This is a genomic window from Aurantiacibacter marinus (assembly GCF_001021555.1).
In the GTDB taxonomy this organism is placed as follows: Bacteria; Pseudomonadota; Alphaproteobacteria; order Sphingomonadales; family Sphingomonadaceae; genus Alteraurantiacibacter; species Alteraurantiacibacter marinus.
The window spans coordinates 524,536-537,515 of the sequence record NZ_LDCP01000001.1; the positions used below are offsets into that span (position 1 = coordinate 524,536).

At 61.4% G+C, this 12,980-nt stretch carries 9 protein-coding genes; 3 read left to right on the forward strand and 6 right to left on the reverse strand.

Going from position 1 to position 12,980, the window contains the following annotated elements:
- Positions 1 to 32: 32 nt before the first annotated feature.
- Positions 33 to 4,793, reverse strand: coding sequence for an NAD-glutamate dehydrogenase domain-containing protein (locus tag AB731_RS02655; RefSeq protein WP_052768888.1), 4,761 nt, complete (start codon positions 4,791 to 4,793; stop codon positions 33 to 35).
- Between the two features lie 120 nt (positions 4,794 to 4,913).
- Positions 4,914 to 5,681 (reverse strand): alpha/beta hydrolase, encoded by a 768-nt coding sequence (locus tag AB731_RS02660; protein ID WP_047092530.1) that lies wholly within the window; start codon positions 5,679 to 5,681, stop codon positions 4,914 to 4,916.
- Between the two features lie 86 nt (positions 5,682 to 5,767).
- Here AB731_RS02660 and thrS point away from each other — a divergent pair, with 86 nt between their 5' ends.
- From thrS to AB731_RS02675, 3 genes are read left to right on the forward strand one after another with little or no spacing between them, the layout of a single operon-like run.
- Positions 5,768 to 7,795 carry a threonine--tRNA ligase gene (gene thrS / locus AB731_RS02665; RefSeq protein WP_047092529.1) on the forward strand — a complete coding sequence of 676 codons (2,028 nt, stop codon included), beginning with the start codon at positions 5,768 to 5,770 and terminating at the stop codon, positions 7,793 to 7,795.
- A 14-nt stretch (positions 7,796 to 7,809) separates the two neighbouring features.
- The gene (locus tag AB731_RS02670) at positions 7,810 to 8,553 is read left to right on the forward strand and encodes a sulfite exporter TauE/SafE family protein (protein ID WP_047092528.1); all 744 of its coding nucleotides are present in this window, start codon (positions 7,810 to 7,812) and stop codon (positions 8,551 to 8,553) included.
- 9 nt (positions 8,554 to 8,562) lie between these two features.
- Positions 8,563 to 9,300, forward strand: coding sequence for a sulfite exporter TauE/SafE family protein (locus tag AB731_RS02675; protein WP_052768887.1), 738 nt, complete (start codon positions 8,563 to 8,565; stop codon positions 9,298 to 9,300).
- Here the strand turns inward: AB731_RS02675 and AB731_RS02680 are convergent.
- The 4 genes from AB731_RS02680 to AB731_RS02690 all read right to left on the reverse strand — a co-directional run bounded on the left by AB731_RS02680 (position 9,297) and on the right by AB731_RS02690 (position 12,921).
- The gene (locus AB731_RS02680; RefSeq protein WP_052845684.1) at positions 9,297 to 10,067 is read right to left on the reverse strand and encodes a DUF1223 domain-containing protein; all 771 of its coding nucleotides are present in this window, start codon (positions 10,065 to 10,067) and stop codon (positions 9,297 to 9,299) included. The genes AB731_RS02675 and AB731_RS02680 overlap by 4 nt on opposite strands.
- A 68-nt stretch (positions 10,068 to 10,135) precedes the next feature.
- Entirely contained in the window at positions 10,136 to 10,258 is a 123-nt protein-coding gene (locus AB731_RS14280) for a hypothetical protein (protein ID WP_269429497.1), read from the reverse strand.
- A gap of 34 nt (positions 10,259 to 10,292) precedes the next feature.
- Positions 10,293 to 11,294, reverse strand: coding sequence for an agmatine deiminase family protein (locus tag AB731_RS02685; RefSeq protein WP_231638815.1), 1,002 nt, complete (start codon positions 11,292 to 11,294; stop codon positions 10,293 to 10,295).
- Positions 11,281 to 12,921: a M28 family metallopeptidase gene (locus AB731_RS02690; RefSeq protein ID WP_047092525.1), complete on the reverse strand. Its 1,641-nt coding sequence runs from the start codon at positions 12,919 to 12,921 to the stop codon at positions 11,281 to 11,283. The genes AB731_RS02685 and AB731_RS02690 overlap by 14 nt, the downstream gene beginning before the upstream one ends.
- Positions 12,922 to 12,980: the final 59 nt, after the last annotated feature.

Consider the following 12,980-nt stretch of genomic DNA (forward strand, 5'->3'; position numbering starts at 1 on the left):
AATTCGGGCAAGCCGTCAAGGCAGCGACTCGATCAACCCTGCAACAGATTGCGCGCCTGACTGGCGATTTGCGCAAGCATTGCGGGGGCGACGGGTGCTGCTGCCTGCGCGCGGGCGATCATGCGGCGGAACTGGTCGATGGCCATTGTGTTGCCCTTCGCCCAATTGGCGATCAGAGCGGCTGGATCGTCTGCATTTTTGCCGCGTTTGGCGGCCATTCCGCGTAGGAAATCGAACCGCATCTGCTGGAAATCGCGGGCCAGACCGGCGACCAGCAGGCGTTCCCACGGGTCCGCCGGGCTCATGACCGAAGCACGCGACTGTGCCCAGTCGATGCCAAGCAATGCGCCAAGTTCGATGAACGCGCTCGCCAGCTCTGCCGGGGCAATACCGGTGTCGCTGGCCAGCCGCGCAAGGCCGATGGCCCCGTCAACCGCGAACAGCCTTGCGACCATGTTGGCCTGGGCTTCATTTGCACCTTTTTCCACCAGGCTTGCGGCGATGCCTTCGATATGGCTCCGCGCTTCGTCACCCAGTAGCGTATCGACATCATCAATCAGCTCTTCCACCATGCCGCCGATTTCTGTCTGTAGAACCGACGGAGAGGTGTTTGCGCCGCCTGCGCGCAGGAGGTCTGCCACATGTCCGCGAAGGGCCAGAGCAGCCTGATCGAACAGCATGAGCCGTGCGGATTCGGGCATATCTTCGGTATCAAGGACGTGCCAGATTGTGTCCATCCGCAGCAGCGCGCTGGCAGAAATGAAGGCAGTGCCAACTGCATCCAGCCCGGCGCCTTCTTCCTCTGCCAGTTCAAAGGGGTGCAGCATTCCCATCCGGTTAACGATCTTGTTCGCCACAACAGTGCCAACGATTTCCTTGCGAAGGCGGTGGCTGAGCAATTGGGTAGCGAACTGTTCCTGCAATTGCGGCGGGAAATCACCCAGAACCAGCGGATCGGCAGCTTCGTCCGTTGCCAGCGCTCCGCCCTCGACCGCGTCTTGCAAGACCAGCTTGGAGTGCGACAGCAGGACGGCGAGTTCAGGCCGGGTCAGCCCTGCGCCATCGGCGGCGCGGCGGGCCATCGCTTCAGAATCGCCCAGACCTTCATTCGCCCGGTCCAGGCCGCCAATTTCCTCCAGCACTTCAATCAGGCGCGCCTGTGCTCCGATGGTGCGGCTGCCGCCCTGCTCCGCGATGGAAAGAGCAAGCGCCTGCAAGCGATTGTCTTCCAGAACCAGCTCTGCAACTTCTTCTGTCATGTCCTTCAGCAGCGCATTGCGGCGCTCTTCGGACAGGCGCCCGGCCTTGCGTGCCGCGCTGAGGGCGATCTTGATATTGACCTCGTTATCCGAACAATCGACGCCTGCCGAATTGTCGATGAAATCCGTGTTTACCCGCCCGCCGCCAAGCGCGAATTCAATGCGTCCGGCCTGGGTGGCGCCCAGGTTGGCGCCTTCGCCGATGACCTTGGCGCGCACATGCTCCGCATCGACGCGAAGCCCGTCATTTGCCGGATCTCCGACATCAATCTGACTTTCGTGACTGGCCTTGATGTAAGTGCCGATGCCGCCGAACCAGATGAGGCCCACAGGAGCCTTCAGAATGTGGCTGATCAGCGTTTCCGGATCGAGCGCGCCGTCTTTCAACGCGCTTTCCGCGATGCCCAAGGCTTCCATCGCTGCTGCAGACACTTCGATCCGCTTCAGGCTGCGCGGATAGATGCCGCCGCCTTTGGACAGCAGCTTTTCCGAATATTCGCCCCAGTTGGAACGGTCCATGTCGAACAGGCGCTTGCGCTCTTTCCAACTGGAAGCGGCATCGGGATCAGGATCGATAAAGATGTGGCGGTGGTCGAATGCGGCGATCAGCTTGATTGATTTCGACAGCAGCATGCCATTGCCGAACACGTCACCTGACATATCACCGCAGCCAATCACGGTGACCGGGTCTTTCTGAATATCCACGCCCATTTCGAGGAAATGGCGCTGCACGCAGACCCAGCCGCCGCGCGCTGTGATGCCCATGGCCTTGTGATCATAACCGACAGAGCCGCCGCTGGCGAAAGCATCGCCGAGCCAGAAATCACGTTCCAGCGCGATGGCGTTTGCGGTGTCGGAGAAGGTCGAGGTGCCCTTGTCGGCGGCGACCACGAAATACGGGTCTTCGCTGTCACGAATTACGACATCCGCCGGATGCACGACTTTGTCATCCACGATATTGTCGGTGATCGACAGCATCGTGCGAATGAACAGCTTGTAGGCTTCCTTGCCTTCCGCGAACCAAGCGTCGCGGTCGACAGCGGGATTGGGCAGGCGCTTGGGATAGAAGCCGCCTTTCGCGCCGGTCGGCACGATCACGGCGTTCTTCACTTTCTGCGCCTTCATCAGACCCAGCACTTCGGTGCGGAAATCGTCGCGCCTGTCAGACCAGCGCAGGCCGCCGCGTGCGACCGGGCCAGCGCGCAAATGAATGCCTTCCACACGGCGCGAATACACGAAGATTTCGCGCCAAGGCACCGGCTTGGGCAGCCCGGGAATAAGCGAGGAATCCAGCTTGAACGCCAGGGCTTCGCTGGCGGCGGGGGAAAAGGCGTTTGTGCGAAGGATGGCGCGGATAATATCCCAATAACGGCGCAGCAGGCGATCATCATTGATCGCTACAACCGCCACGAGAGCGGCGCGGATATCTTCTTCGGCCTTGGCGGCGGCTTTCGCACGGTCACCCGTGAATTCAGGATCGTGCAAGGTGCGGAACAGACCAATCAGCCCGCGCGTCACGGTGGGCGCACCGGCCAATGCATCAACCACGGTATAAATGGTGAAAGCAACGTTGGACTGGCGCAAATAGCGATAGAAGGCGCGCAGCCAATCAGCATCCTGCGCGTCCAGCCTGCTGGAAATGACGAGGCGATTGAAGACATCGTCCTCCGCCTTTTCATTCAGCACGCTGCTGACGGCGGCTTCGATTACAGCCGCACGTTCCAGCAAGTCATCAGGTTCCATCCCGGCAGGCAGGCCCAGAATGAAATCATGGATCGTGCCGCTGTCCTGCCCGCTAAGTTCAGTCGGGATTTCGGACATCACGCGGAAGCCGAAGTTTTCCAGCGCGGGCACCGCATCTGACAAGGGCAGCGCGCCGTGGTGTTGATAAACCTTCAGCCGCATCCGGCCTTTGCCATCTTCATCAGACCGGTAAAGGCGTGCATCGCGGCCTTGCCCGCTTTCTTCTGCATGGGAGGCCAGCTGCCGCAGTCGCGTGATATCGATGGCGGCTTCAGCGGGGCCATATTCGGTGCGGTAGAAGTCCGGGAAACTCGCGCCATAACGCAGCGTCAGCGCGGCGGCACGGCTGGGCTCTTCGGTTTGTGCCAAGGCCTCTTCGACAGCATCATTCCAGCCGCGCAGCATGGTCTGCAAGGCGGCATCCACGGCTTCGTTGTCAGGCTCTGACTGGTTGCCGCGGAAATCCATGACGTATCGCAAAAGCGCCAGATTGCCGCCTTCGACCATCAGGCTCCAATCAAGCGTGGTGGCACCGGTCCGGGTTTCCAGCAAGTCCTGTACTTGCAGGCGCACGGTGGTGGACAGCATATCCCGTGGCAGCCAGACGAAGCCGAACAGGTGCCGGCCCAGCGGAGCCGTGACCAGTGTGGCGCGCGGGCGCGGTCGGTCTGCCAGACCCATCATGGATGTGGCGACGCGGGTGATGTCGCTATCGGAAAAGCTGATGATCAGATCATGCGGCAACGCGGTCAGCGCGTGAACCAGCGATTTGTAATCATGGCTGCCGGTTTCGAAATCGAGCCGGTCCATGATGGCGCCCAATTGCTGGCGCAGCACGGGCACGCTGTCAGGCGGGGAGACGAGAGCGGCGCTCGTCCAGATGCCGGCGTGAACCGATAGCGCTTCGACCCGCCCTTTTTCGACAATGGGCACGATAAACAGGTCCAGCGGCACACGGCGGTGCACCTTGGAAATGCGGTTGGCTTTCAGGATCAGCGGCGCACGGCCCGGTTTGCTATGGCCTGATTTGCTATGGCCTGGCTTGCCGCTGTCACCGTCAAACCAGGCGAAGGCTTTATCATAGGCATCGTCAGCCAGCAGATCGGGGGTGGATCGGCGACAAATGCCCAGCTTGCCGGATTCCTTGCCGTCACGTTTGCGGGTGATGTGCCCCAATTGGGTCATCATCCCCCCAGACAGCCAGCGCAGCAGCGCTGCACCTTCGGCATCGGGCAGGCGGTCCGCATCGTCGTCCATTTCGGCGCGCATTGCGGACCAATCGGCCACAGCGGCACGCACATCGAGGATGGCGGCTTCCAGATCTTTTTCCAGCGCGCGCCGTTCCTTGGCATCGATCCGCGCGGTTTCGAGATAGACCCAGCTTTCCTTCTTTTCGCCGGTGCCGTCACCTTCGGGAAGTTCATCCAGCGCGCCATCCTTGCGCCGCACGGGCACGATGGGGTGGGCAAGCACGTCTATCGTCATACCCAGCGATGCCAGTGTCGAGCCGATAGAATCGACCAGAAACGGCATATCCTTGTTGATGATGGCGATGCGCATGAAGCGCCGCCCTTCGGCAGCTGACTGGATCAGGATTGATGGCTTACCATCTTCGCGTGTGCGCGCGGCGGTGACTACAAAGGCGCTGGCATGGTCCAGCCGCTCTCCATCGAGCGGGGTTTCACCGGGCAGGATCGAATCGCTGATGCGATCACTTAAGGCTTTCGCGAAGCCCTTTTCCGCCTTGCTCAGATCAGAAAAAGGGTCGGATGCGCGCTTGGTGCTGGCCATAGCCTGTATGTTCTCCTCCGCGTGGCCCGTTACGGACTCAACGCCTCACTCTCAACTTCCAGCGAGTGCCTCTACAGGAAGTTCCCGTCACTCACTATCGCTGCGTCTTGCGCAATGCACCTATTTTGTTTCATCCGAAACCGGTTTGATGCTTTCGATGAGGGCAGACATTGTACCAAGCAGCAGCGCGATATCGCTTTCGCGGGAGAGGCGATGGTCGCCGCCCTTGATGAGAGTGACCTGCACGTCTTCGCTGGTGAGCGCGGCAGCGGTGCGCAGCGAAATTTCCGGCGGCACGTCGCGGTCCTCTTGCCCGTGGACCAGGCGGACCCGGCAGCCGAGCGGGATAGGCGTCTCCAGCAGCTTTAGCTGTTCGGCATCACGCCAGAATTTGGCGTGCGTTGGCATGGGGTCGTAGCCGTAGCCGCTTTCCTCATAGATCGTCGCGCCATCCCGCAATTGCGCCTTCTGGCTTTCATCAAAGCCCCATTCGGAAAAATCGGGCGCAGCAGCAATGCCGAGCAGCCCGGCCAGCCGATCGGCCAAAGCAAGGCCGACGAGCAGCATCAGCCAGCCGCCCATCGAGGATCCGATGATGATCACGCGGTCACTGGAAACCTGCGCCGCGATCAGGGCCAGCACCTCGTCACGCCAAATGCTGAGCGAGCCGTCGGCAAAATCCCCTCCGCTCTGCCCGCAGCCGGAATAATCGAGCAGCAAACACTCACGGCCATGCGCAGCGCACCAATTGAAAACAGCCGTCGCCTTGCCGCCTTCCATGTCCGACATATAGCCCGGCAGAAAAACCACGGCTGGCCCGCTGCCGGGTGTGTGCCGGAAAGCCAGAGGCGTGCCGAGAGGTGAGGGGTGCTTTCGTATCGTGCTCATCTGTGCACCCTATTGGCGACAGGTCGATAACCGCAAGCAGCAATCCCCACTTGGCGTGCCCGCACCTAGGCATTAGGTGGCACTCCATGACCGAACTTCTCAAAATCAGCCTGCCCGATGGATCCGTGCGTGAAATGGAACCCGGCAGCACACCCGGCGATGTTGCCGCCGCCATCGGCCCCGGCCTTGCCAAGGCCGCCATCGCTGCACGCGTGAACGGCGAAGTGCGCGACATCAATCGCCCGTTTGACGGCGATGCGGAACTGGCGCTGATCACCAGCCGTGATGAGGAAGACGCGCTGGAACTTGCTCGCCATGACTTCGCCCATGTGTTGGCAGAAGCGGTGCAGGCGCTGTATCCCGGCACCCAGATCACTTTCGGCCCCGCCACCGATGATGGCTTTTATTACGACGTGAAAGCGCCCGAAAGCCGCGCGCCGTTCAGTTCCGAAGACCTGCCCGCCATCGAGGAAAAGATGCGCGAGATCATCAAGGCGGACAAGCCGCTGATCCGGCAGGCATGGACGCGTGAACAGCTGATCGAAAAATGGTCGTCCGAAGGCGAAACGTTCAAGGCTGAATGGGCGAAGGAACTGCCCGAGAACGAGGAACTGACTGTCTATTGGTCGGGCGAACCCGGCTCTGACGGGGCGTGGCTGGATATGTGCCGCGGCCCGCATCTGGCCAGCACCGGCAAGCTGGACCCTGACGCGTTCAAGCTGATGCGCGTTGCGGGCGCTTACTGGCGCGGTGACCAGAACAATGCGCAACTGACGCGCATTTACGGCACCGGCTGGCTCAACAAGAAACAGCTGAACCAGCATCTGATGCGGCTGGAGGAAGCAGGCAAGCGCGATCACCGCAAGCTGGGCAAGGAGATGGACCTGTTCCATCTTCAGGAAGAGGCGCACGGCAGCGTGTTCTGGCATCCCAAAGGATACCGCATCTGGCGCGAGCTGGAGGCGTATATGCGCCGCAAGATGGACGGGGCGGAATATCAGGAAATCAAGACGCCGCAGCTGATGGATGTCCGCCAATGGACGCAGTCCGGCCACTGGGGAAAATATGCTGAAAACATGTTCGCCGTGCCGGACATTGTGCCGGAAGTTGATGCGGAAAGCGGCGAATCCTCCCCTGCCGTTGCCGACGATTCCCAGTGGATGGCGATCAAGCCGATGAACTGCCCGGCGCACGTGCTGGTCTTCAAACAGGGCATCACCAGCTACCGCGATCTCCCGATCCGGCTGGGCGAGATGGGTTGCTGCCACCGCAATGAACCGCACGGCGCGCTGCACGGGTTAATGCGGGTGCGCCAGTTTACGCAGGACGATGCGCATATCTTCTGCACAGAGGCGCAAGTCGTCGATGAAGTGCGCGCTTTCTGCAAGCTGGCGGATGAGGTCTATTCCGATTTTGGCTTCACCTATCACGTCAAACTGGCGCTGCGCCCGGACCAGCGCTTCGGTTCCGATGCGGATTGGGACAAGGCCGAGCAGGAGCTCCGTGATGCCGTGGCAGAGGCCGACATGGACAACGCCGAATACGGCTGGGAAGAACTGCCCGGTGAAGGCGCGTTTTATGCGCCCAAGCTGGAATGGCATCTGACCGATGCGATTGGCCGGACATGGCAGGTCGGCACGATCCAGGGTGACCGTGTGCTGCCCGAACGTCTTGATGCAAGCTATATCGGAGAAGACGGCGACAAGCATCGCCCGGTCATGCTGCACCGCGCGATTTTCGGATCGTATGAACGCTTTATCGGCATTCTGATCGAGCATTTTGCGGGCCGCCTGCCGGTGTGGCTAGCCCCTGTTCAGGCCGTGGTCGCAACCATCGTTTCGGATGCGGATGATTACGCCAAGGGCGCAATCGCGCGGCTGGAAGCAGCAGGCATTCGCGTGGACAGCGATTTCCGCAACGAGAAGATCAATTACAAGGTGCGCGAACATTCACTGGCGAAGGTGCCGCATCTGCTGGTGATCGGTATGCGTGAGGCGGAAGAGGGCACGGTCGCGGTGCGAACCCTCGGCGAAAAGGACCAGCGGGTGATGAGCCTCGATGATGCCATCGCCATGCTGACCGAAGAAGCAACCCCGCCGGACTTGCGGGGCTAGGCCCGCCGCCGCGAATGACCGAACTGTTCGGCTTTGCCCCTGTGGCTGTCGCCGCAGCGTTGTTTGCTGCCTTCGGGTCGGCCTTTGTGCGCGGGTTGACCGGCTTCGGTATGGCTATCTTGTTGGTGCCGATCCTGGCGCTGGCATTGACCCCGCTCGATGCCGTGCTGTTGGCGAATTTTCTATCGCTGTTCATCGGACTTTCCGAAATCGTGAGGCTCGTGCGCGGGGCAGAGCGTTCAGCCTGGCACATAGCTGGCGTTGTTCTGCTGACCGCGCCGTTCGGCTTTATCGCGCTATCCTATACCTCGGCTGATGTGGCGCGGCTGCTGATCGCGCTGATCGCATTCTCCGCCTTCCTGGCGGTATTGTTTCCGCGCCGCCCTGCAGCGCCGCATGGCGCCGCAACCACCGGTGCAGTGGGCGTGGTGAGCGGGCTGATGACCGGCTATGCCGGAATGCCCGGCCCGCCTGTTGTGCCCTACTATGTCGGGCGCGACATTCCGCGCGAAACGGCGAAGGCATCGATGATGCTGATCTTCACCATTGCACCACTTGCGGGGCTGGCAACCGGCGCCGTGATGGAGGTGCTGGAATGGCAATTGGCGCTGTTTGCAGCCTGCCTGTTTCCGGCGGTGTTGCTGGGAAACTGGCTGGGCAATCATGCATCGGGCCGTGTTTCGGACCCTGCATGGCGCTCCATCGTGGGGCTGATCCTGGCAGGCGCCGCCATCGCTGCATGCCTTCGGCTGCTGTAGGGGCGCGCCGTGCTGGGATTTCCTGTTGAAATGATCGTATTCGCTTTGCTCGCAGCAATTGCTGCCGGGTTTGTGCGCGGACTTGCAGGATTTGGCCTCTCGGTTGTGTTGGTGCCTGTTTTGCAGCTTGCCATTGCGCCGAGCGCCGCAGTGCTGGTCGGGCTGATTTCGCTGTTCCTAATCGGGCTGACCGATCTTGGGCGCGTTCGCCGGGATGCCGACCGCTCGGCAATTCCCATCAGCGCGCTGGCGCTTGTCTGTATGCCGCTGGGATTGTGGGCATTGACAGCCTTACCGGTGGAATGGGCACGCGTGCTGATCGCTGCGGTGTCGCTGGGTGCCTTTGTGCTGGTGGCAGTGCCGCTCGGCAAAGTGGTGATGCCGCGCCTTCCTGCGATGGGCCTGTCCGGATTTTTCACCGGGTTCTTCGGCGGATTTGCAGGAATGCCGGGACCGGGAATGGCGCCGTTCTATTTGCGGGGGCGGCTGGAGCCTGCTGCAGCGCGCGCCTCCATGATGGCAATATTTCTGGCGCTCACACCGATCTCAGCTGCGTTTTTCGTGTGGCGGGGTATTGGCGGCTGGAATGAAGTGAAGCTTGCCCTGATGCTGTTTCCTGCCGTGTTGTTTGGCGACTGGTTCGGCCACCGTGCCTTTGGCAGGGTGAGCAAGACGCAGTGGCAAGTGGCCACTGCGCTGGTGCTGGGCGGAGCAGCCCTTGGCGCCATGTGGAAGCTGTTGGCTTAGTTAAGCCAGCGACCGGCCAGCACGGGTCCGGCGCCGCCGGGAAGGTCTTCACGCAGGATCAGAGCGTGACGGTCGGCGCGCGCTTGCTCGGGCAGAATTTCGGGCACGGTGTAGCTCTTTTTTCCGCCGGCCCAGACGCCGATGGTGTCTTCTCCCAGCCAGCTGTTGGTATAGGTGACGCTGCGGTTCCGGTTTTCGCCAGAGGCAATCGACACAGTCTCGCTGGCATCCACGGCGACGATGGAAAGGCGGGCAGTGGAACTGGCGGCACCATCTACCGTGATCTGCCCATCCGCTGTGATCGTGATGGAAGGTCGAGGGCGCAAGATCGCCTGTTCCAGCAGACCGGTGACATCTCCGGATCGTGATCCGACAACCCCGCTGCGCCCGTCAATCACCGCCTGCGGGGTATAGACGCCGTTACGGCCTTCCAGCCCGCGCCGTGCATAGCCGCGCTGCAATTCGGTATTGTCTTCGCTGGAAAGCGTATCTTCCCAGCCAATCCGGTTCCAATAGGTGACCGGGCGGGAAATCACGATCACATCGACGCGCTGGGCCAGTTCTTCGGCAAGCGCATCGGCGGGCGGGCAGGACGAACAGCTCTGGCTGGTGAAAAGCTCCAGCACAGCAGGAGCAGCATCGGTCTGGGACAGCGGCAGGCCGACTGGTGTGTCGACGATCGGGGCCGGGCCGTGCGGCGCATCGAATGCAAATGCGGCAGCGATCGCCAAGCCACCCACGACCGCGAGAATTGGGAGAGTTTTCATATAGCGAAGTTCCTGCAGGTTGCAGGATGAGCTTCGTCCGGAACGCAGCGAAGGTTACGCTGGCTGGTTCAGATGGGGAGGAACTGGCCCGCCGCAATCAATGACATACCGCAAAATGCCACAATCAGGGTGCGCGCAGTTTCGCGCAGCTGAGGGGTGATAGCGTGGGTAAGGGCAACGGCTTTGACCATTCGCAGATTGTGCGCCGAAAATCCTAACGAAAGATTAAGGGGCGGCAGGGACATGCTGGCTGGCGCAGTGAAAACTGCCGCCGCCGGTCAGTACGGCATCGGCGCGCAGGCCGACGGCGGCGCGGCCGGGAAACAGGTCGCCGATCACAGCCACTGCATCATCATCATGGGCAGAACCGTAGGTGGGTACCACAACCACATCATTGCAGATGGCGAAGTTCATATAGCTTGCCGGTTCCGCATCATCGCTTGCTCCGACAAGTCCGGGGGATGGCACATCGCGCACGGTCAGCCCGAAATCCTGCGACCGGCTGCGGGCATCGGCATAGACAGCGGCATTGGGATCATCTGCGCCGCTTGCCACGGGAATGGCGATAGTGCCCGGCGCAACCATACGCGCCAGATTGTCGACATGGCCATCGGTATGGTCGCCCGCCAGCCCTTCGCCCAGCCACAACACCCGGTCAAAGCCAAGATCGCGCTGGAGGTTCGCCCAGATTTGTTCGCGGTTGAGCGAAGGATTGCGATTGGGATTGAGCAGGCATTGTTCGGTCGTGACGACGAGTCCGGTGCCATCGCTTTCAATCGCGCCGCCCTCCAGGATCCAGTCTGCGCGGCTATAGGCAAGACCGCCTGCTGCGGCGAGTGATGGGCCAGTGTCCTGATCGCCTTCAAGCAGATATTTCCCCCCCCAGCCGTTGAAGCCGAAGCCTTGCGCGCGCCGCGCGCCGTCCGGGCCGAGCAGCGTCAGCGGCCCGGTGTCGCGCAGCCAGATGTCGCCGTAAGGGTGGTGTTCGATCTGCACAGCGCCAGATACCAGCGCCCGCGCTGCTGCTTCTGCCGCATCACCCTGCACCACCAGCCGCACCTGCTGCCCCGTTTCGGCAACCGCATTGGCGAAGGCCGCCATCTGTGTCTGTGCGGGGGCGAGATCATCTTCCCACAAATCCGCATGGGCGGGGAAACCAATCCAGATCCATTCCTGTTTTCCCCATTCTGCGGGCATCAGAAACGCCATGGTGTCAGCAGCCTTCATTATCAGAAGCGCAGCTTGCATCGCGGATCGCGCGGAATTCATCCCCCTCGTTCCAGTTTGGCCATTCACCGGTATCGCCCAGCGCACGAGCGAGGCTGAAATAGAGGTTCAGGTCCTGCATCACACCGGTCCAGTCCCAGTCTTCCGAATATTCATCGCTCGCTGCGTGATAATGGTTGGTGTTGTATTCTTCGTAGGCTGCTTCGCCCGCCTCTGCGCCGCCCTCGGACAGCGTCTGGCCCGATTTGATATAGAACATCGGCACACCGCGCTTGGCGAGGCTGAAATGGTCTGAGCGGTAATAGCGCCCTGCCTGCGGTGCGGCATCGGGTGTGGAGGTGCGGCCCTGCGCTGCCAAGGCATCGGCCAGATAACCATCAAGTTCGCTTTTGCCGCCGCCAATCACCGTCACATCTTGCGCCTTGCCCAGCACATACAGTGCGTCGATATTCACACCGGCTACGGTGCGATCGAGCGGATAGACCGGGTTCGCGCCGTAATATTCGGAACCGAGCAAGCCCGATTCCTCAGCGGTCACAGCCAGGAATACCTGCGTGCGGGCAGTCGGCCCGGCTTCGGCGTGGGCTGCTGCCAGCGCGACAAGCGCGGCAGTGCCGGTGGCATTGTCCACCGCGCCATTGCAAATCTGGTCTTCCTCGCCCTCTGCGCCGCAGCGGCCCAGATGGTCCCAATGTGCCGTGTGGAGGATGTATTCGGTCGGTGCCTGATTGCCCGGCAGGATACCGATCACATTGCTGGACGTGAAGCGGCGGATCGTGCTGTCGAAACTGGCCGAAACACTCTGGCTGAGCGGAATGGCTTCAAAACCAGGCTGGCTGGCAGCGGCAATCAGCTCATCCAGGTTCAGTCCTTCAGCAGACGCAATCTGCGCTGCCGCATCCCGGGTCATCCAGCCGTTCATCGCTGTGGCGTCTGCCCCGCCATCGCCAGTGTCGGCGTACAATTGCGCGCCGGTCCAGCCGCCTTCGACCACGTTCCAGCCATAGCTGGCGGGGAAATCTTCGTGAATGATGATCGCTGCCGTCGCACCCTGCCGTGCAGCCTCTTCATATTTGTAAGACCAGCGCCCGTAATAGGTCATGGCACGGCCATTGAACGGGCCTTCCAGCCCTTCTTCCGCATAATCCGGATCGTTGACCAGGATCAGCGCGGTCTTGCCCGCCATGTCCAGCCCTTCGTAATCGTTCCAGCCGCGTTCCGGCGCGTTTATGCCGTATCCAACGAACACCAGCTCGCTATCGGTGATTTCGGTGCGTTCGACTTGCGGGTAGCTGACGCCGACCCACTGGCTGCCGTGTTCGAATTCCAGATCGCCAACGGTTAGCGGTGTGAAATTGGTGCTGGTCATTTCCACCAGCGGCACTTCCTGCACCCAGCTTCCAGCATTGCCCGGTTGCAGGCCCGCGGCCTGAAATTGCTCGATCAGATAGGCGACCGTGCGTTCCCCGCCCGGAGTGCCCGGTTCACGCCCTTCGAACGCGTCCGAAGACAGCGTGCGCGTGACATCCTGCATCAATTCGAGCGAAATTTGCGGTTCGGCCTCCTGCACTTCGGTTGTGCAAGCGGTGAGCGCGATCAGCGCGGCGGGAGCAAGAATGCGGAACATGATTGTGGCCTCTCAGGCGGCGATTTTGTGTTGCGTGTCATGTGGCACCACCCGCCGCG